The sequence below is a fragment of the Streptomyces marincola genome (assembly GCF_020410765.1).
In the GTDB taxonomy this organism is placed as follows: domain Bacteria; phylum Actinomycetota; class Actinomycetes; order Streptomycetales; family Streptomycetaceae; genus Streptomyces; species Streptomyces marincola.
In genome coordinates this window covers 6,231,374-6,252,616 of the sequence record NZ_CP084541.1, presented here as the reverse complement: position 1 = coordinate 6,252,616, position 21,243 = coordinate 6,231,374, and the positions used below count along the sequence as shown (strand labels likewise).

Below are 21,243 nucleotides of genomic sequence, written 5' to 3'. Positions count from 1 at the left end.
GGGGTTGATCGACGGTGCTGTCCGACGGTTTCCTGGTGCTGCCGGATGCCCCGTTCCCTCGCGCGTTCCTCGATCCGGTGATTCGGCTCGGGTCAGTGCCCTACCCCTCCGGTCGGCCATGGCTGCTGGGACGATGGGCTCCCGGTGAACTGATCGTCGCCGGGACGGACTCGATACAGGCAGCGGTGATCGGCACCTGTCCGCTCACCGCCGATCGATTGACTGAACTGATCTCCCGGGTGCGCCGGGTCGAAGACCTGGACATGGTGACCCGCGCGTTGCCGGGCAGTTTCCACTTGGTGGCGTCGGTCGCGGGCGTGCTGCGGGTGCAGGGCAGCCTGGCGGGCGTTCGCCGCGTGTTCCACACCAGCCGGGACGGCGTGGCGCTCGCAGGTGACCGATCCGATGTCCTGGCCACGCTGATCGGAGCGGAGATCGACGAGCAGACCCTGGCGGCCCGCGTGGCGTGCGGGATCCGGGCGCCCGCGCCGTTGGCCGAACGCTCGATGTGGCAGGGCGTGAGTCCGGTGCCGCCGGACTCCTACCTGCGGGTCGACGGCCGAGGGACAACGGCGACCACGGTGCGCTGGTGGGAGCCACCCGCGCCGGAGAGGTCGCTGGCAGAAGGTGCGGAACTGGTCCGTGAGGCGCTGCGGACAGCGGTGTCCGCGCGCTCTTCCTCGGCGGGCCGGGTCAGTGCGGATCTGTCCGGTGGGATGGACTCCACCTCGTTGTGCTTCCTGTCAGCCGAAGCCGGGGTTCCCGACCTGCTGACCTTCCGCTGGAGCGAGGCCGACGAGGCGAACGCCGATGCGGGGTTCGCGGCGCGGGCGGCCAGGGAATTGCCCGCTGCCGAACATCGGGAACTGGCGCAAGAAGCCATGCCATCGGTCTTCGCCGATCCCGGACGCATCACCGATACCGAGGCGCCGTATCCCTTCACACGTACCGCCGAGCGGACCAGGCAAACCGCCCGGACCCTGGCCGAGTGCGGGTCGCGGACACACCTGGCCGGGCACGGCTCCGACGAGTTGTTCCATGAGCTGCCCTACTACCTGCGGGACCTGCTGTACCGCCATCCGCTGACCGCACTCACTCACCTGCGTGGTCACCGGGCGATGTCCCGTTGGCCGTTGACCGCCACCATCGCCGCGCTCACTGATCGTCGCGACCTCCGCGCGTGGTGGCGGCAGCAGGCCGACCATCTCACCGGTCCGCCTCGCGCCCGCCGTACGCCCGATCTCGGATGGGGTTACGCGCCGCTGCGAGCACAGGAATGGGTCACGCCGTCCGCGATCGAGGTGACGCGCGGGCTGTTGCACAGCATCGCCGAGCAGGCGCGACCGTTGGCCGCGCAACGAGCGCAGCACGCGACGCTGATGGCGCTGCGCATCGCGGGACCCGGCTACCGCCAGCTCGCCAGGCCGTTCGCGCGGGCCGGTGTGCGGTTGGAGCTGCCGTACCTCGACGATCGGGTGATCGAGGCCGCGCTGTCCGTTCGATTCGCCGAGCGTCGAACGCCGTGGCGCTACAAACCGCTGCTGTCCGAGGCGATGCACGGCATCCTGCCCGCCGCCGTCGCGGGCCGATCCACCAAGGGTGAGGCAGGCGAGGACGTGCGCATCGGGTTGCGGCGCAACATGCCTGCCCTACTCGAACTGTTCGCCGATTCGGCGCTGGCCGACCACGGGCTGATCGATCCTGACGTGCTGCGTACCCGGCTGCTGGCCCCGCAGGTCGACAACGCCACCACCATGGCGTTGGAAGAACTGCTCGGGTGTGAGACCTGGCTGCGCGCCGTCAAGAAGACCTCGACGGAAAGCTGGACCCCGAAAGCCGACCAAGGGAGGGTCGATGAGTCTGCGACTACGATCTGACATCGCCACCACCAGCACCGAACACGGCACCGTTCTGCTCGATGAGCGCACCGGACGCTACTGGCAGCTCAACAACACCGGCAGCAGCGTTCTGCACGCGCTGCTGGCCGGTCAGAGCCAGGAGCGGATCGCGGCGGGCCTCGCCGAGCGGCACGACCTCGATCCCAGGCAGGCACGGTCCGACGTGACGGCGATCATCGATCGTCTTCGCGCGGCGAAGCTGCTGGTGACCTCGTGACCGTTCCCGTCGCACTCGAACACCAGCCCCGGCTTCCGGTCCACAGGCGGTTGGTGCCGCTGCTCGCGGTCGGTGCGGCGCGCCTGCTCAGCCGACTGTCACCGCGCAGGCTACGAGCCGTTCTGCTCTTCATCCGCCGCGGTGCCCGAGCCGCCACCGCCGACCAGGCACTCGCGGCACGTAGCGCGGTCGTCTCGGTCAGTCTTCGCTGCGCAGGTCAGGGCTGTCTGCAACGGTCCATCGCCGCGGCCCTGGTCTGCCGAACCCGCAATGTCTGGCCCACCTGGTGTACCGGTGTCCGTACGCATCCATTCGCGGCACATGCGTGGATCGAAGTCGACGGCGAACCCGTCGGAGAGCTATACCTCGGTAAACATTACCGGACGCTCATTTCCATTCCCCCCGCCTGAAAGAGGCCGAAAAAAGGCTCAGCGGTCTCAGTAACCCTGGATCTCCACCGGGACAGCGTCCTCGACCGTGATCGTGACGGCGACGTCCAGGGGCGACGACCAGTCGACGTGGAGGAGGTATTCCACTCCACCGGCCTGGCCGCTGAACTCATTGCGGTGAGGCGAGACGTTGGAGACCCATACGGGCGCCGCACCCAGGTGGTAGTGGAAGTTCTGGCCCGGCGTGACGGGAGTCGCCTCGGTCGTGCCGGGCAGAACTTCACCTGCGGTGATGTGCACCACGGAGCGAGCCGTGATGATGTCCCAATTGAAGTTCTGACGCACAACCCCTTGGACGCCCCGCCTCACGTAGCGTATGGATTGACCCATCGTCATGCTCCCTGCGGATTCCGGAACACCCCCTCCGTTGAATTTACCTCCGGAATACGGGCTCCGCATCCCGGGCTTTCTCCATTCCGCGGCGGCGTGGCAGCTGCGCCGTGCGGTGGCGCGCGGGGTCAAGGAGCCGGGTGGCGGGCGCCGGCCGGCGGGCGGGCCGCGGCGGGCGGCGCCGCGGAGGCGTCCGCGGGCGCGTGCCGCGGAATGGCCAGGATCACGGCCGTCGCGAGCAGCGCGGCGCACGCGCCGAAGGCAAGCACGGTGCGCAGGCCCTGCTCCGAGGGCAGCTCCGCGCCCTCGAAGCGGATGGTCATGCTGGCGAGCAGCGCACCGACCACCGCGCTCGACGTGGAGGTGCCGATGGAGCGCATCAGGGTGTTGAGGCCGTTGGCGACCGCCGTCTCCGAGGGCGGCACGGCGGCCATGATGAGGGCGGGCATCGCCGCGTAGGCGAGGGCGATGCCCACGCTGATCACCGAGGTGAAGGCCAGCACGCCCCACGCGGATCCGGAGAGGCCGAGCGCGATGACGTAGCCGAACGCGATGACGAGGGCGCCGGTGAGCAGGGAGGTCCTGGGGCCGCGGGCGGCGGACAGCCGGGCGCCCAGCGGCGAGACGAGCACGATGACCAGGCCGGACGGCGCCATCCACAGGCCGGCCGCCAGCATGGACTGGCCGAGGCCGTACCCGGTGGCCTCGGGCAGTTGGAGGATCTGCACGGGGACGAGCATCATGACGAACATGGCGAGGCCGACCAGCACGGACGCCAGGTTGGTGACCAGCACCTGCCGTTTGACGCTCGACCTGAGGTTGACCAGGGGCGCGGGGGTGCGCAGTTCCCACCCGCACCACAGCGCCAGCACGAGGGCCGCCGCGCCGAACAGGCCGAGGGTGACGGGCGCGTCCCAGCCCCAGTCGCCGCCCTTGGAGATGGGCAGCAGCAGGGCGACGAGGCCGCAGGAGAGCAGCAGGGCGCCGGTCACGTCGAACGGGCCGCCGGCCCGGACCCGCGACTCGGGCACCGCGCGCAGCACCAGCACGGCCACGACGGTGCCCAGCGCCGCCGCGCCCCAGAACAGCATGTGCCAGTCGGCGTTCTGGGCGACCGCGGCGGCGGCCGGCAGGCCGAGCGCGCCGCCGATGCCGAGCGAGGAACTCATCAGGGCGATCGCGGACCCGAGTCGTTCCGGCGGCATGAGGTCGCGCATGATGCTGATGCCGAGGGGGATGATGCCCATGCTCATGCCCTGGAACGCGCGGCCGAGGATCATGGGGGCCAACGAGTCGGCGAGCGCGCAGACCAGGGAGCCCGCGACCAGCAGGGCGAGACAGGTCAGGAGCATGCGCCGCTTGCCGTACAGGTCGCCGAGCCGCCCGACCACCGGTGTGGCGACGGCTCCCGTGAGCAGGGTCACGGTCACCACCCAGGAGGCGTTCGCCGCCGAGGTGCCGAGCAGCGCGGGCAGTTCGGGTATCAGGGGGATGACGAGGGCCTGCATCAGGGACGTCACGATTCCGGCGCCGGCCAGCACGCCCACGACGGTGCCGCTGCGCGGCGGGGACGAGGTCGGACTCATGCGGGTCTCCGCTCGGGGGTGGGGGCGGGAGGGCTCGTGCGCCGCGGCGGCGGACCGTGGCGTGCGCAACCTCCGTACGGTACACAAAAGATGCGTTATACATTCAATCGGATGACCAGTTGAACGTGTTCCGTACAGGATGTGTCGAAGCACGAGCTGATCCGGCCTTTCGCCGGATGACGACGGACACAACGTGACGTTTCCCGTCCGTCACGCCGACGCCGCGTTCCTCCGCCGCCCACCCCGCCGTTGAGGCCGCCACCCGCGCCGCATCGGCGCACCGCGCGCCAGGTCCAGGACCCGGCGCGCGGGCGGCCCGGGGTCACGGCCGGCGCGCGATCCCCGCCCACATGGACACGGCGGCGTGGGTGGCCCCCGCGGGCACCGGGCCGTCGGGACGCCAGTCCTGGGGCGGGACGAGCCCCGGCTCGACCAGCTCCATGCCCTCGAAGAAGGACAGGATCTGCTCGCGGGTGCGGATCTGCCCCGTCTGCCCGGTGTGCCCCCGGTCGCCCGAGGTGATCCGCTCCCAGGTCGGGGCGTCGAAGTCCGGGGTGACGTGCGTGATCAGCAGGTAACTGCCCGAGGGGAGCGCGGCGACGTATCGCGCGACCAGGTCGTGCGCCGTCACCCCCGTGACCGGATCGTCCGCGATGTAGTGCAGCAGGGCGTTCAGGCACAGGGCGACGGGCCGGGACAGGTCGAGCACGTCCCGCAGTTCGGCGCTGTCCAGAATGGACGCGGGTTCGCAGAAGTCGGCGTGCAGGTAGGCCGTGCGGCCCTCGGGCGTGCCCGTCATCAGCGCCTCGGCGTACCGCAGGACGATCAGCCGGTTGTCGGTGTAGACCACGCGTGTGTCGGGCGCCTCGGCCTGGGCGATCTGGTGCAGGTTCGGCTCGGTGGGCACGCCGGTGCCGATGTCGACGAACTGCCGGATGCCGGCCTCGGCCGCCAGCCACCGCACCGCCCGGTGGAGGAACGCGCGGTTGGCGCGGGCCGCGACCCGCACGCCGGGCCACATCGCCTGCACCTGGCGCCCCGCGGCCTCGTCGGCGGGGAAGAAGCTCTTCCCCCCGAGGAACCAGTCGTACACCCGGGCCGGGTCGGGGCGGTTGGCGTCTATCTGTTCCTCAAGCACGGGCATCCTCCCAGTCGGTCCGCCATGCGGAGATCGGCACGCTGTCCGGCACGGAGGCCGCGGAGTCCAGCGCGATCAGGTACTGCGCCACCACGTCGCGCCTGTCCTCGACCTCGATGCCGTCCAGGGTGTGCAGCAGCACCCGGTCGGGCAGCGTGGCCGGCCGGTAGCGGAGCAACTGGACCGGGCCGCAGAGCAGGGCGGTGTGCACGGTGTACATCGGGACGACGCGGATCGTGACGCCGGGGCGCGCGGCCAGCAGCCGCAGGTGCGCCAGTTGACCGCGCATCACCTCCGCGTCGCCCACCCGGCGGCGCAGCGCCGCCTCTTCGAGCAGCGCCCACACCACGGGGGGCGCCGGGTCGGCGCGTTCGAGCAACGCCTGCCGCCGCACGACGAGTTCCACCCGCCGGGCGATGCGCCGGTCGTCCTCCTCCGGGTGCCGCACCCGCTGCAACGCCTCGGCGTAGGCCGGGGTCTGGAGCAGGTCGGGCACGACCGCGGGGGCGTAGAGCCGGATCACGTACGCGTGCTCCTCAAGGCCGATCAGGTCGGCGGGCGAACGCGGCAGCACGTCGCGGTAGGCGTCCCACCAGCCGGGCCGGCTCGCCCGCTCGACGTCGGCGAGCACCGCGCCGGCCTCGCCCTCCCGGCCGTAGGCGCTCAGGAGTCTTCGTACGCGTCCCGGTTCGAGCCCCACGCCGTGGCCCTCCATCCGGTGAAGGGCCGAGGCCGACGTGCCGAGTTCGGCCGCGGCCTGGCGGGTGGAGAGACCGGCCTCGGTGCGAAGTTGCCGCAGGCGGGCACCGATCAGCAGCTGGGCGGCCGTGGGACGGCCGGAGCGCGACACCGGCATACCGCGCCCCCTTCCCCGGAGGAGTGACGACAATGTGCCGCGCCATTCTGCCAGTTGCAGAATGGCAGAGCCACCACAACGGTGGCTGTCCGTCCCGCGCGGGCCACGGCGCGTACACCGCGAACCGGGCGGGACCGCCGCGGGAGCCGGGCCGTTCGCCCCGACGTCACCGACCGGGCACCGCGAGGACACCCGCCGTTCGCCCGTTCGCCCCGGGCCGGCCGCGGGCGCGAACGTGATCGCGCGCGGCCTTGGCAGGTCCCCGTCCGTCGGCCTAGGGTCCGTCATCACAGGCCGTCCGATCGGCGGACGGCGGTCGGCTCCGCTCCGGTGGAGGCCGGATCGCGGCGCGCCGCCGGGCCGGCGCCGCGACCACAGAAGGGACCGCCGGGCACGATGCCGCACGGGTCAGGACAGGGGGCCGGCCGGCCGGGCCTCATGGCGGTCGCGGAACGCGCCGCGGTGAGCCCGATGACCGTCACCCGGGTCCTGCGCGACGACCCGCGGGTCCTGCCTGGCACCAGGGAACGGGTACTCGCCGCGGTCGCGGAACTGGCCTACCTGTCCGACCCCGAGCCGCCCGCCGCGGCCGGGGCGGACCCTGCCGCCCGCTCCGGGGCGGCGGACCGCGGCACGGGTCTCGTGGGCGTGGTCGTCACCGACGTGACCGATCCGTTCGCCTCGCGCCTCGCCTCCGGCGTGGACGCGGCCGTGCGCCGGCACGGGCTGCGCATCCTCATCGGTGACAGCCGACGGGACCGGGAGCGCGAACGCGGGCTCGTGGCCGACCTCGCGGGCCGCGCGGACGGCATCGTCGTGATGCCCGCGGGGCCGCGCCAGGAGCACCTGTCCGCCGTCGCCGCGCGGGGCGTTCCCGTGGTGTGCGCGGGCGGCCCGCCCGCGGGTTTCGAGGCGGACCACGTGGTGATCGACGACTACGGCGGGGCCAAGGAGGCCACCGAGCGGCTGCTGGCGCTCGGGCACCGGCGGATCGGCTTCCTGGGTCCCCGGCCGGATGTGTGGAGCGGCGCGGAACGCCTGCGCGGCCACAGGACCGCGCTCCGTTCCGCGGGGCTGCCGCTCTCCGATGAGCTGGTGCGGCGGGAGGGGGCCGGGGCGGCGGAACGGGCCGCGGCGGAGCTGCTGGCCCTCCCCGAGCCGCCGAGCGCCCTGTTCTGCTGCGGCGAGCGGTACACCGTCGGGGCGTTCCGCGCGGTGCGGGCGGTGGGCGCCCGCACGGTGCTGGCCGGGTTCGACGACTTCGAGCTGGCGGACACGCTCGGGCTGCCGCTGACCGTCCAGATCTGCGACAGCGGCGAACTCGGCCGCCAGGCGGGCCGGTTGCTGCTCGACCGGATGGGCGGGGCGCCGGGCCGGCGGCAGCCGCCGCGCCGGAGGGTGGTGTCCACCAGGGCCGTGCGGTACGGCGAAGGACACAGCCGCGGCCCGCTGGCTCCGGCACCCGCGGGCGCGGACGGCGCCGCCGGGGACGGGGCGGAAGGGCGGCACGGGGCGGGAACCGCGGGGAAGGGGCAGCGGCGCAACGCCGCGCCCGGTCGCACCCGTTGACGCGGGCGCACACGTGATGCTCAACTGTTCGACGTGAGCGTCGAGTTGCCTTTGGTCACGCGCGGCCACATCGACTTCGGTCGGGTGTGGTCGGCCTCGTGTCGCGTCTGACCCGGTAGCACCGCGGCCCGCGCCTCCCCGCGCTTTCCGAGCCGCCGCGCCCCTTCCGGTGCGCGCGTGCGCACGCCCGGCGTATGCCGGCGCCGCCCGCTCCCCGCTTCCCCGCGCGGAACGCGCCGTCCACGCCCTTCGCACGCCCGCGCACGCCCACCCGCGCCCCGGCCGTCCCGCGACGCGCGCCGGACGCCGCGTTCCCCTGCCCCGACACCTTCCACCTCCCCCGCAGGAAAGGCCGGGTACGACCAGGTATGACCGCGCCGACACCTCCCACTCCCCCGCCCGCCGCACCCCCCGCCCCCGGTGGCGTGCGGGTCGTGCGGGCCCGCGTCTCCGACCCCGTCGCGGCCCCGCTGCTGCGCGAACTCGGCAGGGAGTACGTCTCCCGCTACGGCAGCGCCGCGCTGCGCGAGATGACCCGCTATCCCGACGCCGAGTTCGCGCCGCCGCACGGCGTCCTGCTGCTCCTCGTCCTGGACGGCGCGGCCGTCGCCGGCGGCGCCTACCGCAGGTACGACGAGGACACCGCCGAGCTGAAGCGGATCTGGACCCACTCCGCGCACCGCCGCCGCGGACTCGCCCGGCGCGTGGTGGCCGAGCTGGAGCGGGACGCCGCCGCACGCGGCTACCGGCGCGTGCGGCTGACCACCGGGCCGCGGCAGCCGGAGGCCGCGGGGCTGTACCTGGCGGCCGGCTACACACCGCTGTTCGACACCGCGGCCGACCCGGCGGGCATCGACCTGCTGCCCTTCGAGAAGCACCTCACCCCGCCCACGCCCCGCGCCACCGCGCCCGCGACCGCCGGGGCGAGCCCCGGCGGTCGCGGGCGCCGGTGACCAGGACGCGACCGAAAGGCCCGAGACCATGGACATCGCGTCAGCGCCGGGCGAGGCCCTGCGCCACCCACCCGATCCGCCGGCGACCGGAACGCCGGGCGAGGCCGACGAACTGGCCGGGCTGCGGATCGTGCCGGCCCGGCACTACGGGCGGTGGGTGGCCGGCGCCGCCGTCCTGGTGCTGCTCGGCCAGTTCGCGCACGGCCTGGCCACCAACCCGGGCTGGGACTGGGACACGTTCTTCGCCTACCTGACGGCGGAGACGGTCCTCAAGGCCGTGTGGCTGACGGTCCAGCTCACGCTGTACGGCACGGTCCTCGGCTTCGCCCTCGGCGTGGTCCTCGCCTGCATGCGGCTCTCCCGCAGCCCGGTGCTGCGCACGGTGGCCTGGACCTACGTGTGGGCGTTCCGGTCGATCCCGCTGATCGTGCAGCTGCTGTTCTGGTTCAACCTGGCCTACCTGTACCGGGAGATCGGCTTCGGCATCCCCTTCGGCCCTGTGTTCTGGGAGTTCGAGACGCTGCACCTGATCGGCGCCATGACCGCGGCGGTCATCGGGCTCGCGCTGCACCAGGCCGCCTACGCCGCCGAGATCGTGCGCGGCGGCGTGCTGTCGGTGGACCGGGGGCAGACGGAGGCCGCCGCGGCCCTCGGCATACCGCGGCTGCGCCAACTGCGCCGGATCGTGCTGCCGCAGGCCATGCGCGGCATCCTGCCGAACGCGGCGAACGAGATCATCTCCCTGTTCAAGGGCACGTCGATCGTCTCGGTCATGGCGATCGGCGAGCTGTTCTACCAGGTGCAGGTGATCTACGGGCGCAACGGCCGCGTCGTGCCGCTGCTGATGGTCGCGACCGTCTGGTACATCGTGCTCACCACGGTGCTGTCCGTCGCCCAGTACTACGTCGAACGGCACTTCGCGCGCGGCGCCGAGCGCACCGCGCCGCCCACCCCTCTGCAACGGCTGCGGGCCCGGTTGCGGTCCGCCCGGCCGCTGACGGCCGCGCGGGCCGGGGCGGCCACCGGGGGGCGGACATGAGCGGCGGGCGGCGGACGATGGTCGACGTCCGGGGGCTGCACAAGTCGTTCGGCGCGCGGCACGTGCTGCGGGGCATCGACCTCGCCGTGCGCGCCGGGGAGGTGGCCGCGGTGCTCGGGCCGTCCGGTTCTGGGAAGTCGACCCTGCTGCGCGGCATCAACCACCTGGAGCGGCCCGACCGCGGCTTCGTGCGGATCGACGGCGAGCTGATCGGGTACCGGCGCGCCGGCGACCGGCTGCGGGAGCTGCGGGAGCGCGAGGTGCTGCGGCAGCGGGCGCGGATCGGCTTCGTGTTCCAGGATTTCCACCTCTTCCCGCACCTGACCGTTCTCGGCAATCTCGTCGAGGCTCCCGTCTCCGCGCTGCGGCTCCCGCGCGCCGAAGCCGCCGCGCTCGCCGGCCGGCTGCTCGACCGGGTGGGCCTGGCGGACCGGGCGGACGCCTACCCGAGGCAGCTGTCCGGCGGCCAGCAGCAGCGGGTCGCGATCGCCAGGGCGCTGGCGCTGCGGCCCAAGGTGCTGCTGTTCGACGAGCCCACGTCGGCGCTCGACCCCGAACTGGTCGGTGAAGTGCTCGACGTCATCAGGGACCTGGCCCGCGCCGGCACGACGATGATCGTCGTCACCCACGAGGTCGCCTTCGCGCGCGAGGTCGCCGACACCGTCGTGTTCATGGACGAGGGCCTGATCGTCGAACGCGGCTCCCCGCGGCAGGTGCTCGACCGGCCCGCCAACCCGCGCACCCGGGCGTTCCTGTCCAAGGTGCTCTGAGCGGGCCGCCGCCCCCGCGCGCTCCGCCCACGGCGGTCACCCGTCGTTCCCGCTCCCCCGTTCGCCCATCCTCCCGTTCACCCGTGCCGGTCACCCGGCCGGAAGGAAAGGACCTCGCGTGCGCCGCCATCGCCCCCGTCCCGCCGCCCGCCGCCGCTTGCCCGCCCTCGCGTCCTGGCTGGCCGTCGCGCTCGCCCTCACCGCGTGCGCCGGTCCCGGGGCGGACGGGGGCGGCGGCCCGGCCCCCGCGGGCGCCGCGGGCGAGGGGACGGGCGTCCACCTCGGGCCCGACCAGGACCGGATCGGCACCGAACGCGTGGACGCCGTCGCCGCGCTGCTGCCCGAGGAGATCCGTGACCGCGGCACGCTGGAAGTGGCCCACTCCCCCGGCTCCGCGCCGCCGCTGACGTTCTACGCCACGGACGACGAGACCGTCATCGGCGTGGAGACGGACATCGCGTCGCTGGTCGGTGACGTGCTGGGACTTGAGGTCCGCTACCACACCGTCGACTGGGCCAACTTGTTCGTCGGGCTGGACAGCGGGCGCTACGACGTCGGATTCAGCAACATCACGGTCACCGAGGAGCGCAAGGACAAGTACGATTTCGCGACGTACCGGCTGGACAACGTCGCCTTCGAGGCCAGGGCGGGCGGCGACTGGCGCGTCGAGGGCGCCCGGGACGTGGCGGGCCGCACGATCGGGGTCAGCTCCGGCACGAACCAGGAGGAGCTGCTGGTGTCGTGGAGCGAGCAGAACGTGGCGGACGGCCTCGACGCCACCGACATCAAGTACTTCCAGAACGCGACGGACTACTACCTGGCCCTGTCCTCCGGGCGCATCGACGCCTACTTCGGTCCCAATCCGGTGGCCGCGTACCACGCGGCGGTCACCGGTGAGACCGAGATCATCGGCAGCTTCTCCGGCGCGGGGGCGGAGATCCAGGGCGAGATCGCCGCGACGACGAAGAAGGACAACGGGCTCGTGCGGGCCCTGAACGAAGCGCTGAACACCGTCATCGACAACGGCACCTACGGGCAGGTGCTCGACCGGTGGGGCCTGGCGGACGAGGCCGTCGAGGTGTCGGAGGTCAACCCGCCGGGGCTGCCGCGCGCCGAGGAGTGAGCGCGGGCTCGCCTGCCGAGGCGGGACGCGCCTGCCCCAAGGGTGCCGGGCCGGCCGGGACGCCGGCCCGGCACCCGCGCGGGCACCCGGCACATGGCCGGCGGCGCCGCGGCCTCGGAGGCGCACACGGGCGGGACGGGGGGACGGGCAGCCGGAGGGAGCGGCGGCACCCGACGGCCTCGGCGGGCGGAACGCGGGCCGCGGCCGAGTCGGACGCTACCCTGCGGCCCCGTGGGGGCGCCAGGGGGGCGGCACCGGAGCGCGGCCCGCGCCGCGCGCCGCGACCACGCGCGACCGCGCCCGCCGCCCGGGCCTGGGAGGCCGGGCGGCGGGCGCGGCGGCCGGCCGGGCCGGCGTCAGCGTGCCGGGGTGACGGGCGTCTCGTCCTGGGCGCCCCCCGCGTCCCCGGGCGCGGCGCCCTTGGACAGGGTCTGCGCCGAGCCGGGAGCCTGGGCGTCCGGGCCGGTGCCGTCCGCACGTTCCGCGACCTCCCCGGCCGCGGCCTCCTCGGCGAGCCGCTCCGAGCCGCTGGTGGTCTTCAGCGGCTTCTCCTTGATGAAGAGCACGACGAGCAGCGCGAGAGCCGCGAACGGCGTGGACACGAGGAACAGCTCCGCGGTGGCCGTGCCGTAGGCGTTCTCCACGATCTCCCGCACGGGATCGGGCAGGGTGGAGATGTCGGGCACGGCCCCGTGGCCGCCGCCCCCGCCGGTCTCGCCGCCCTCGGCGCCCGGCATGTTGGCGGACATCTCGGAGGCGACCCGGTTGGCCAGCACGGCGCCGAGCACGCTGGTGCCGACGGTGCCGCCCATGCTGCGGAAGAAGGACAGCACGGAGGTCGCGGCGCCGAGCTCGGCGGCGGGCACGTCGTTCTGCGCGGCCAGGACCAGGTTCTGCATCAGCATGCCGACGCCGATACCGAGCAGCGCCATGTAGACGCTCAGCACGCCGAACCCGGTGTTCGCGTCGATGGTCGCGAGCATCCCGAGGCCCGCGGTCATCGTGATGCCGCCCGCGACCAGGTAGACCTTCCACTTGCCGGTCGCCGTGATCAGCTGGCCCGCGATGGTGGAGGACACCAGCAGGCCGGCGATCATCGGCAGGCTCATCAGCCCGGCCATGGTCGGCGACTTGCCGAGCGCCACCTGGAAGTACTGCGAGAGGAAGACCGTGCCGCCGAACATCGCCAGACCCACGAAGAAGCTGGCCACCGTGGTGAGCGCGACCGTGCGGTTGCGGAAGATGTCCAGCGGGATGATCGGCTCGGAGACCCGGGCCTCCACGAACACCGCGGCCACGATCAGCAGCGCGCCGGTGCTGGTCAGCGCGGCGGTCTGCCACGAGGCCCAGTCGAACTCGTTGCCCGCGAGCGAGGTCCAGATCAGCAGGGCGCACACGCCCGCCACGATGAGGAACGCGCCCAGGTAGTCGATCTTGACGTCCCGCCTGATGGTGGGCAGCGACAGGGTGCGCTGGAGCAGGAAGATCGCCGCGACGGCGAAGGGCACGCCGATGAAGAAGCACCAGCGCCAGCCGAGCCACGAGGTGTCGACCATCAGGCCGCCGATCAGCGGGCCCGCGACGGTGCCGACGGCGAAGACCGAGCCGAAGATGCCGGCGTACTTGCCGAGCCGGCGCGGCGGGATGACGGCCGCCATGACGACCTGGACCAGTGCGGTCAGGCCGCCCGCGCCGATGCCCTGGACGACGCGGCTGAGGATCAGCACCTCGATGTTCTGCGAGAAGCCGGCCACGAGCGAGCCGACCACGAACAGCGCGAGCGACGCCTGGAGCAGGAGTTTCTTGTTGTACAGGTCGGAGAGCTTGCCCCAGAGCGGGACGGTGGCGGTCATCGCCAGCAGCTCGGAGGTGACGACCCAGGTGTAGGAGGACTGGGTCGCACCGAGGTCGGTGATGATGCGCGGCAGCGCGTTCGCCACCACGGTGCCCGCCAGGATGGCGACGAACATGCCGGCCATGAGACCGGACATGGCCTGGAGTATCTGGCGTTCTGTCATGGCCGGCGGCGCGCTTTCCGGCACCTCTGTTGTGGTCACAACGTCCTTCTTCGTGTGCTGTGCGGGGGGAGGAGAAGCGGTCCGCGGGCCCGCGGCGAACGTCAGCGGTCGCCGTGGGTCGGCGCCGGCAGCCCGGCGGCCAGGTGCGCGAACACTCTCCGGAAGACAACGGGGAACGGGTCGGAGGTACCGCCCACGCCCCAGTGCTGCATCGAGATGCGGACGGCGGTCCCGGCGACCGCCGCCACCAGGCGCGGGTAGAGACCCGGCTGCTCCGGCTCGGGCGCGTCCGGGTCGAGCCGCTTGGCGATGGCCCGGGCGAGGATGAGCTCGTCCTCCATGTGGGCCCCGAGCGTTCGGACCATGAGGTGCGGAGCCTGCTTCAGCACCTCGGCCCGCAGATCCCACACCTCCTGCCGGCCCTCGACATCCGCCAGTTCCGCGGCGAAGGCGTCGTGGACCACCGTCAGGGGGTCGAGCCCCGGCGGTGCGCCGAGCACCGCCCGCCGGATGCGCGCCCCGACATCGCTGTCGATCATGACGAAGGCGTCGTCCCGGCTGTCGAAGTAGTTGAAGAAGGTCCGGGGCGAGACGTCAGCGGCGTCGCTGATGGCCTCCACGGTCACGTTCTCGATCCCGTGCTCGGCGGCGAGCCGCACCGCGGCCTCCGCGAGCGCCGCACGCGTCGCCCGCTTCTTCCGCTCCCTGAGCCCCACCGGAGCTTCCGCACCCTTCACGCATTGCAGGGTATGAAAAAATGCAGAGCATGCAAAATCTTTTTCCCGGGGTCCGGTGATTCCGAGAAAAGAGTCACACGGGGGCAGGCGGGGCACGCGGGGCCGCTCAAGAACAAACAGAAGCACGCACGATACTTCACCAGCGCACGGGATCCTCCATAGAGTGCGACAGCATCCTCCCGCGGATGCCAGTCATCACCGAGCAGCACCCAGAAAGGACAGTGCGTTGGCCAAGCCGACACCGACGGACGGCGCCCACCGCCGTTACGCGCTCATCGGCACCGGGAGCCGTGGCCGTGACTACGTGCGCGCCCTGTGCCGTGACCACCGGGACGTCGCGGAACTCGTCGCGCTCCTCGACCCGAACCCGGCGCGGCTCGACTACTACGAGGACCTCATCCGCGACCTCGGCACCGGGGCGGCGGGACCGGCCCGGTACGGCGCGGACGACGTGGAGCGGATGATCACCGAGCAGCGGGTCGACCGCGTCGTGGTGACCGCACCCGACCACACCCACGCCGACGTCATCGCGCGGGCCCTGCGCGCCGGCGCCGACGTGATCACGGAGAAGCCCCTCACCACCGACGCCGAGGGCACCCGCCGCATCACCGAGGCCCTGCGGGAGACGGGGCGCGACCTGGTCGTCACGTTCAACTACCGGTACTCCCCGAGGAACAGCGCGCTGCGGGAGCTGATCGCCTCCGGAGCCGTCGGCGAGGTCACGGGCGTCCAGTTCGAGTGGGTGCTCGACACCCAGCACGGCGCCGACTACTTCCGCCGCTGGCACCGGGAGAAGCAGAACTCGGGCGGCCTGCTCGTCCACAAGGCGTCGCACCACTTCGACCTCGTCAACTGGTGGATCGACGACACCCCGCACCGGGTGTTCGCCTCCGGGGGCCTGCGCTTCTACGGGGCCGAGGCCGCCGCCCGCCGGGGCCTCGGCCCCCGGCCGGAGCGCGGCACCACCGATCACGGCGGCGGCGACCCGTTCCTGCTCGATCTGCGCACCGACGAGGCGTTGCGCCGCCTCTACCTGGAGGCCGAGCACCACGACGGGTACCTGCGCGACCGCGACGTCTTCGGCCCCGGCATCACCATCGAGGACAACCTCTCGCTCGTCGTCGACTACGCGGGCGGCCCGACGCTGACCTACGCGCTCAACGCCCACAGCCCGTGGGAGGGGTACCGCGTCGCGGTCAACGGCACCGAGGGGCGCGCGGAGCTTGAGGTGGTGGAGCGGGCCGCCGTGCTCACGGAGGCGGACCGCCCCGCGGCCGTCGACCCGAGCGTCACCGGGCGGACGGAGGGCGCGGCGGGCGACGCCAGGGCCGACGGCGAGCGGCTGGTGCTCCAGCGCCACTGGGAGGCCGCCCGCGAGATCCCGATCCCGCCGGCCGAGGGCGGGCACGGGGGCGGTGACGCGCAGTTGTACCGGGCGCTGTTCCACCGGGTGCCGCCGGACCCGCTGGGCCGGGCCGCGGACGTGACGGACGGGCTGCGGGCGGTGTCCGTCGGGATCGCGGGCAACCGCTCACTGGAAACGGGCCTCCCGGTCCTCATTCCCGACCTGGGCCTCGGCGAGAAGTAGCCGAAACGGCGGGGCCGTCGCACCCCCTTGACGCTTCCTCAGTTCGCCCCTATGTTCCTCGGCACGGTTTTGAATCGTTTCATGAACGGTCCCGCACGCCCGTGGAAGACATGGGGAAGAGGAGTGCCATTGACCGGCCCCGCCGCCTTATCACCGCTGCTCCGACTCCGTGAGGTCACCAAGTCCTTCGGCCCCGTGGCCGCCGTCAAGGGCGTCTCCCTCGCCCTGCACGCCGGGCGCGTGCACGCCCTGGCGGGCGAGAACGGCGCCGGCAAGTCGACCATCGTCAAGATGCTCGCCGGCGTCCACCGGCCCGACAGCGGCGGCATCGACCTCGACGGCCGCCCCGTCGTCCTCGACGGCCCGGCCGCCGCCCAGGCGGCCGGGATCGCCGTCATCCATCAGGAACCCACCCTGTTCCCCGACCTGTCGGTGGCCGAGAACATCTTCATGGGCCGGCAGCCCACCGGCCGCCTCGGCCGCATCGACCGCCGCGCGATGCGCGAGGCGGCCGACGGCCTGTCCGCCCGGCTCGGCTTCGCCGTCGACCCCGGCCGCCAGGCCCGCGGCCTGTCCATCGCCGACCAGCAACTCGTCGAGATCGCCAAGGCCCTGTCCCTGCGCGCGCGGGTGTTCGTCATGGACGAGCCGACCGCCGCGCTGTCCGGCGTCGAGGCGCGGCGCCTCTTCTCCGTCGTCGGGGAGCTGACCCGGCAGGGCGCCGCCGTCCTGTTCATCTCCCACCGCTTCGACGAGATCTTCGCCCTGTGCGACGACATCACCGTGCTGCGCGACGGCGCCCGGGTGGCCACCGAGCGCGTCGCCGACGTCACCGTCGACGACATCGTGCGCGGCATGGTGGGCCGTGAGGTCTCCGCGCTCTTCCCCAAGGAGGACGTGACGCCGGGCGACGTCGTGCTCGACGTGGCCGGGCTCACCAGGGCGGGGGCGTTCCGGGACATCGACCTGGCCGTCAGGGCCGGGGAGATCGTCGCGCTCGCGGGACTCGTCGGGGCGGGCCGCAGCGAGGTGGTGCGCGCCGTCTTCGGCGTGGACCGCTACGACCGCGGCGAGGTACGGGTCGGCGGAACGCCCCTGCCGCCCGGCTCCCCCGCGGCGGCCATGGCCCGCGGCGTCGCCCTGGTGCCCGAGGACCGGCGCCAGCAGGGCCTGGTGATGGAGATGTCGGTGGAGCGCAACGCCACGCTCACCCGGCTGCGCCCGCTGGCCGGACGCGGCCTGCTGACAGGACGCGGCGAACGGCGGGCCGCCGCCGCGTGGGCGGAGCGGCTGCGCGTGCGGTACGGCGGACTCGGCGACCCCGTAGGCACCCTCTCCGGCGGCAACCAGCAGAAGCTGGTGCTCGCGAAGTGGCTGGCGACCGCGCCGCGCGTCCTCATCCTCGACGAGCCCACCCGCGGCATCGACGTCGGCACCAAGGCCGAGGTGCACCGGATCATGTCCCGGCTCGCCGCCGAGGGCATGGCCGTGCTCATGGTGTCCTCGGAACTGCCCGAGGTGCTGGGCATGGCCGACCGCGTGCTGGTCATGCGCGAGGGGCGGATCACCGCGGAGCTGCCGGGGCGGCGGGCCACCGAGGAGTCGGTCATGTTCGCCGCCACCGGCCGGCGGGCGGCGGGCGCGTGAGCGCGGCAGCCGCCGGCGCCGGGACGCGCCGGGCGTGGGCCGTGCGCGAACTGGGCGTGCTGCTCGCGCTCGTCCTGCTGGTCGCGGTGACGGCGGCCGACAACTCCCGTTTCCTGTCCGCGCAGAGCGTGCGCGACGTGCTGCTGAGCGCGTCGATCCTGATCGTCCTCGCGGTGGGCCAGACGGTCGTGGTCCTCACCCGCAACATCGACCTGTCCGCGGGGTCCGTGCTCGGCCTCGCCGCGTTCGCGACCGGCACGCTGTTCGCCTCCGCGCCCGGCACGCCGATCCCGCTCGCGGTGCTGGCCGGCGTCGGGATCGGCGCGCTGTGCGGCCTGCTCAACGGCGCCCTGGTGGCCCTCGCGCGGGTCCCGGCGCTCGTCATCACCCTCGGCACGCTCTACGTGCTGCGCGGCGTCGGCCACTCCTGGGCCTCGGGCGACCAGATCAACGCGGCCGACATGCCGGGGGCGTTCCTCGACCTGGGCACCGCGACCCTGCTCGGCGTGCCGGTCCTCGCCCTGCTCGCCGCCGCCGTGCTGCTCGTGGTGGCGACCTGGCTGTCGTCCTACCGCAGCGGCCGGGAGCTGTACGCGATCGGCTCCGAGCCGGCCGCCGCACGGCTCAGCGGAATCCCGGTGGGCCGCAGGGTGTTCACCGCGTTCCTCGTGAGCGGTTCGCTGGCCGGCCTGGCCGGGGTGCTGTACGCGGCCAGGTACGGAACGGTGGACGCCACCGCGGGCACCGGCCTCGAACTCCAGGTCGTGGCCGCCGTGGTGGTCGGCGGCGTGGCGATCTTCGGCGGCAGCGGCACCGCCTGGGGCGCGGCGCTTGGCGCGCTGCTGCTGACCACCATCGGCAGCTCGCTCGCGGTGCTGCGGGTCGACCCGTTCTGGCAGCAGGCCGTCGTGGGCGCCCTGATCCTGGCCGCGATCGGTCTCGACCGGCTGCTCGCGGCGCGGACCGCCGCGGGCGCGGCGCGGGCGCGGGGCCGCGCGGGACCGCCGCCCGAGCGGGCGGACAGCACCGCGGGGGCCGGGGGCCGCGGCACCGGGAGGAAGGCGGGGAACCATGGCGCATGACACGCTCCGGGCGCGACCGCGGGACCCGCGCGCCGCGGGGGCCGGGGGCGGGAGGGCCGGCGCGCTGCTGCGCCGCTGGGACACGGCCGTGGTGCTCGCCCTGGTCGCGGTGGTCGTGGGCGCCGCCCTGCTCGTCGACGGCTTCGCCACGGGCCGCAACGCGGAGTTCCTGCTGCTCGACGCGGTCGCGATCGGCCTGGTCGCGCTGCCGGTGACGCTGATCGTCGTCACCGGCGAGATCGACCTCTCGGTGGCGAGCACCCTGGGCCTGTGCAGTGCCGTGATGGGGCAGCTGTGGCTGTCCGGCTGGCCCCTCGAACTGATCGTGCCGGCGGCGGTCGCCCTGGGCGCGGTGCTCGGCGCGGTCAACGGCCTGTTCGTGACCGGGTTCGGGCTGCCCTCGCTCGCCGTCACGATCGGCACCCTCGCGGCCTACCGCGGGCTGGCGTTCGTGGTGCTCGGCGACCGGGCGGTCGCGGACTTCCCCGGCGACTGGACCGACGCCGCCATCTCGACGGTGCCAGGCGGCGCGCTGCCGTGGGCGATGGTGGCGACGGCGCTGCTCGCGGCCGGTTTCGGCGTGGTGCTGCACGCGACGCCGTTCGGCCGGGAGCTGTTCGCGCTGGGCAGCAACGCCGAGGCCGCGCGTTTCTCCGGCGTCGCCGTGCGCCGCCACAAGTTCTGGCTGTTCGTGGCCTGCGGCGCGGTGTCAGGACTGGCCGGCGTGTACTGGACGCTGCGGTACGCCAGCGCGCGGGCCGACAACGGCGAGGGGCTCGAACTCGCGGTCGTCGCCGCCGTCCTGCTCGGCGGCGTGTCGATCTTCGGCGGCCGGGGCACGCTGCTCGGCGTGTGCGCCGGCGTGCTCCTGCTCGGCGCCCTGCGCAACGCGCTGCAACTGGCCGACGTGCCGTCGGACACGTTGGACATCGTCACCGGATCGCTGCTGATCGTCTCGGTCGTCGCGCCGAACGCCGTGGCGCGCCTTCGCGCCCGGCGCACGCGCGCGCGGCCCCCGTCAGGCCCCGGCGCGCCGGGCGCACCCGCGCCCGGCCGCCGCCCGTCCCCCGCTCCGCCGTCCGGCGAAAGGAACCCCTGATGCCCGTGACCCCTGGTCGCCCGCGCGTCGGCCCGCGCACCGGCGTGCGCGTCGGCACGGCCCTGGCCGCGTGCGCGGCCCTGCTCGCCACCGCCTGCTCGGGGACGACGCGCGGCGAGGAGGACGACGAGGCCGGCGCCGCCGATCCGGCGGCGAGCGCCGATCCTTCGGCCCCCATCGAGGAGGGCCTGTCCGTGGCCTTCCTGCCCAAGCAGGTCAACAACCCCTATTTCACGGTCGCCAACGAGGGCGGCCGGGCGGCCGTCGAGGAGTTCGGCGGCGAGTACAAGGAGACCGGTCCCTCGGAGGCGAGCGCGTCCTCGCAGGTCAGCTACATCAACACGCTCTCGCAGCAGCAGACGGACGTCATCGCGATCGCCGCCAACGACCCGGGCGCCGTGTGCGGTGCGCTGGAGGGCGCGCGTTCGGCGGGCGCACGCGTGGTGACGTTCGACTCGGACAGCGACCCGGGGTGCCGCGACCTGTTCGTCAACCAGGCGACGGCCGAGGGCATCGCGCGCACCCAAGTCGAACTGATCTCCGAGCAGATCGGGGGCGAGGGGCAGATCGCGGTGCTCTCCGCCACCCCCAACGCCACCAACCAGAACGCGTGGATCGCGCTGATGGAGGAGGAACTGGAGAAGCCGGAGCACGCGGGGATCGAGCTGGTGACGGTCGCCTACGGCAACGACGAGGACGAGAAGTCCTTCCAGGAGACCCAGGGCCTGCTGCGCTCCTACCCGGACCTCGCGGGGATCGTCTCGCCCACCACGGTCGGCCTGGCCGCGGCGGCCCGGTACCTGTCGGGCACGGAGTACCGCGGTGAGGTGGCGCTCACGGGGCTCGGCACGCCGAACCAGATGCGGGAGTTCGTGGCGGACGGCACCGTGGAGGCGTTCGCCCTGTGGAACCCGGCCGACCTGGGCCACCTCGCCGCCTGGGCGGGCGCGGCCCTGGCCTCGGGGCGGATCACCGGGGCGGAGGGCGAGACGTTCACGGCCGGAGATCTCGGCGAGTTCACCATCGAGGCGGACGGCACGGTCGTCCTCGGCCCGCCGACCGTCTTCACCGAGGAGAACATCGACGACTACTCGTTCTGACCCGCCGGCCCGCTCCCGGCCCCGCCGGCCGGCACACCGGGCCC

Annotated in this window: 19 protein-coding genes; 13 read left to right on the top strand and 6 right to left on the bottom strand. The window is 73.5% G+C overall.

Annotation, left to right across the window (positions count from 1 at the left end; genetic code table 11):
* Positions 1–14: 14 nt before the first annotated feature.
* Genes LC193_RS27620 through LC193_RS27610 form a run of 3 tightly spaced genes read left to right on the top strand, consistent with a single transcriptional unit; the run spans position 15 to position 2,525 of the window.
* Complete coding sequence (locus tag LC193_RS27620) at positions 15–1,877, top strand: asparagine synthase-related protein (protein WP_226078096.1); 1,863 nt, start codon at positions 15–17, stop codon at positions 1,875–1,877.
* Positions 1,855–2,115 carry a lasso peptide biosynthesis PqqD family chaperone gene (locus tag LC193_RS27615; protein ID WP_226078095.1) on the top strand — a complete coding sequence of 87 codons (261 nt, stop codon included), beginning with the start codon at positions 1,855–1,857 and terminating at the stop codon, positions 2,113–2,115. The genes LC193_RS27620 and LC193_RS27615 overlap by 23 nt, the downstream gene beginning before the upstream one ends.
* Positions 2,112–2,525, top strand: a complete 414-nt coding sequence (locus LC193_RS27610; RefSeq protein WP_226078094.1) for a lasso peptide biosynthesis B2 protein — start codon at positions 2,112–2,114, stop codon at positions 2,523–2,525. Before LC193_RS27615 ends, LC193_RS27610 begins: the two co-directional genes overlap by 4 nt.
* A gap of 27 nt (positions 2,526–2,552) precedes the next feature.
* On the opposite strand, the gene LC193_RS27605 is transcribed toward LC193_RS27610, so the two are convergent.
* The 4 genes from LC193_RS27605 to LC193_RS27590 all read right to left on the bottom strand — a co-directional run bounded on the left by LC193_RS27605 (position 2,553) and on the right by LC193_RS27590 (position 6,474).
* Positions 2,553–2,849 (bottom strand): hypothetical protein, encoded by a 297-nt coding sequence (locus LC193_RS27605; protein ID WP_226078093.1) that lies wholly within the window; start codon positions 2,847–2,849, stop codon positions 2,553–2,555.
* 173 nt (positions 2,850–3,022) lie between these two features.
* Positions 3,023–4,480, bottom strand: a complete 1,458-nt coding sequence (locus tag LC193_RS27600) for an MFS transporter (RefSeq protein WP_226078092.1) — start codon at positions 4,478–4,480, stop codon at positions 3,023–3,025.
* Positions 4,481–4,802: 322 nt separating this feature from the next.
* On the bottom strand, positions 4,803–5,624 hold the full coding sequence (locus LC193_RS27595) for an SAM-dependent methyltransferase (protein ID WP_404819499.1): 822 nt from the start codon (positions 5,622–5,624) through the stop codon (positions 4,803–4,805).
* Positions 5,611–6,474, bottom strand: a complete 864-nt coding sequence (locus LC193_RS27590; RefSeq protein WP_226078090.1) for a helix-turn-helix domain-containing protein — start codon at positions 6,472–6,474, stop codon at positions 5,611–5,613. Before LC193_RS27590 ends, LC193_RS27595 begins: the two co-directional genes overlap by 14 nt.
* A gap of 396 nt (positions 6,475–6,870) precedes the next feature.
* Here LC193_RS27590 and LC193_RS27585 point away from each other — a divergent pair, with 396 nt between their 5' ends.
* The 5 genes from LC193_RS27585 (at position 6,871) to LC193_RS27565 (ending at position 11,928) form a co-directional block, all read left to right on the top strand.
* Positions 6,871–8,043 (top strand): LacI family DNA-binding transcriptional regulator, encoded by a 1,173-nt coding sequence (locus LC193_RS27585; protein WP_226078089.1) that lies wholly within the window; start codon positions 6,871–6,873, stop codon positions 8,041–8,043.
* A gap of 368 nt (positions 8,044–8,411) precedes the next feature.
* Positions 8,412–8,996, top strand: coding sequence for a GNAT family N-acetyltransferase (locus tag LC193_RS27580; protein WP_226078088.1), 585 nt, complete (start codon positions 8,412–8,414; stop codon positions 8,994–8,996).
* A gap of 28 nt (positions 8,997–9,024) precedes the next feature.
* Positions 9,025–10,035 carry an amino acid ABC transporter permease gene (locus tag LC193_RS27575; protein ID WP_226078087.1) on the top strand — a complete coding sequence of 337 codons (1,011 nt, stop codon included), beginning with the start codon at positions 9,025–9,027 and terminating at the stop codon, positions 10,033–10,035.
* A complete protein-coding gene (locus tag LC193_RS27570) occupies positions 10,032–10,805 on the top strand; it encodes an amino acid ABC transporter ATP-binding protein (protein ID WP_318842194.1) in 774 nt (257 codons plus the stop codon). The genes LC193_RS27575 and LC193_RS27570 overlap by 4 nt, the downstream gene beginning before the upstream one ends.
* A gap of 118 nt (positions 10,806–10,923) precedes the next feature.
* Positions 10,924–11,928 carry an ABC transporter substrate-binding protein gene (locus LC193_RS27565; protein ID WP_226078086.1) on the top strand — a complete coding sequence of 335 codons (1,005 nt, stop codon included), beginning with the start codon at positions 10,924–10,926 and terminating at the stop codon, positions 11,926–11,928.
* A 356-nt stretch (positions 11,929–12,284) separates the two neighbouring features.
* Here the strand turns inward: LC193_RS27565 and LC193_RS27560 are convergent, their stop codons facing one another.
* Positions 12,285–13,946 carry an MDR family MFS transporter gene (locus LC193_RS27560; RefSeq protein WP_226078903.1) on the bottom strand — a complete coding sequence of 554 codons (1,662 nt, stop codon included), beginning with the start codon at positions 13,944–13,946 and terminating at the stop codon, positions 12,285–12,287.
* A gap of 101 nt (positions 13,947–14,047) precedes the next feature.
* Positions 14,048–14,692 (bottom strand): TetR/AcrR family transcriptional regulator, encoded by a 645-nt coding sequence (locus tag LC193_RS27555; protein WP_404819565.1) that lies wholly within the window; start codon positions 14,690–14,692, stop codon positions 14,048–14,050.
* Positions 14,693–14,909: 217 nt separating this feature from the next.
* On the opposite strand from LC193_RS27555, the gene LC193_RS27550 reads away from it, so the two are divergent.
* The 5 genes from LC193_RS27550 to rhaS all read left to right on the top strand — a co-directional run bounded on the left by LC193_RS27550 (position 14,910) and on the right by rhaS (position 21,199).
* Entirely contained in the window at positions 14,910–16,271 is a 1,362-nt protein-coding gene (locus tag LC193_RS27550) for a Gfo/Idh/MocA family protein (protein WP_226078084.1), read from the top strand.
* Between the two features lie 129 nt (positions 16,272–16,400).
* The gene (locus tag LC193_RS27545; protein ID WP_226078083.1) at positions 16,401–17,918 is read left to right on the top strand and encodes a sugar ABC transporter ATP-binding protein; all 1,518 of its coding nucleotides are present in this window, start codon (positions 16,401–16,403) and stop codon (positions 17,916–17,918) included.
* Positions 17,915–19,000: an ABC transporter permease gene (locus LC193_RS27540; RefSeq protein WP_226078082.1), complete on the top strand. Its 1,086-nt coding sequence runs from the start codon at positions 17,915–17,917 to the stop codon at positions 18,998–19,000. The genes LC193_RS27545 and LC193_RS27540 overlap by 4 nt, the downstream gene beginning before the upstream one ends.
* Entirely contained in the window at positions 18,990–20,099 is a 1,110-nt protein-coding gene (locus tag LC193_RS27535; RefSeq protein WP_226078081.1) for an ABC transporter permease, read from the top strand. Before LC193_RS27540 ends, LC193_RS27535 begins: the two co-directional genes overlap by 11 nt.
* A complete protein-coding gene (gene rhaS / locus LC193_RS27530; protein ID WP_226078080.1) occupies positions 20,099–21,199 on the top strand; it encodes a rhamnose ABC transporter substrate-binding protein in 1,101 nt (366 codons plus the stop codon). The genes LC193_RS27535 and rhaS overlap by 1 nt, the downstream gene beginning before the upstream one ends.
* Positions 21,200–21,243: the final 44 nt, after the last annotated feature.

Coding starts and splice junctions, on each gene's coding strand:
- LC193_RS27575 (WP_226078087.1), top strand. CDS start 9,025: ATGGACATCGCGTCAGCGCCGGGCGAGGCCCTGCGCCACCCACCCGAT.
- LC193_RS27615 (WP_226078095.1), top strand. CDS start 1,855: ATGAGTCTGCGACTACGATCTGACATCGCCACCACCAGCACCGAACAC.
- LC193_RS27570 (WP_318842194.1), top strand. CDS start 10,032: ATGAGCGGCGGGCGGCGGACGATGGTCGACGTCCGGGGGCTGCACAAG.
- LC193_RS27585 (WP_226078089.1), top strand. CDS start 6,871: ATGCCGCACGGGTCAGGACAGGGGGCCGGCCGGCCGGGCCTCATGGCG.
- LC193_RS27535 (WP_226078081.1), top strand. CDS start 18,990: ATGGCGCATGACACGCTCCGGGCGCGACCGCGGGACCCGCGCGCCGCG.
- LC193_RS27600 (WP_226078092.1), bottom strand. CDS start 4,480: ATGAGTCCGACCTCGTCCCCGCCGCGCAGCGGCACCGTCGTGGGCGTG.
- LC193_RS27590 (WP_226078090.1), bottom strand. CDS start 6,474: ATGCCGGTGTCGCGCTCCGGCCGTCCCACGGCCGCCCAGCTGCTGATC.
- LC193_RS27595 (WP_404819499.1), bottom strand. CDS start 5,624: ATGCCCGTGCTTGAGGAACAGATAGACGCCAACCGCCCCGACCCGGCC.
- LC193_RS27560 (WP_226078903.1), bottom strand. CDS start 13,946: ATGACAGAACGCCAGATACTCCAGGCCATGTCCGGTCTCATGGCCGGC.
- LC193_RS27580 (WP_226078088.1), top strand. CDS start 8,412: ATGACCGCGCCGACACCTCCCACTCCCCCGCCCGCCGCACCCCCCGCC.
- rhaS (WP_226078080.1), top strand. CDS start 20,099: ATGCCCGTGACCCCTGGTCGCCCGCGCGTCGGCCCGCGCACCGGCGTG.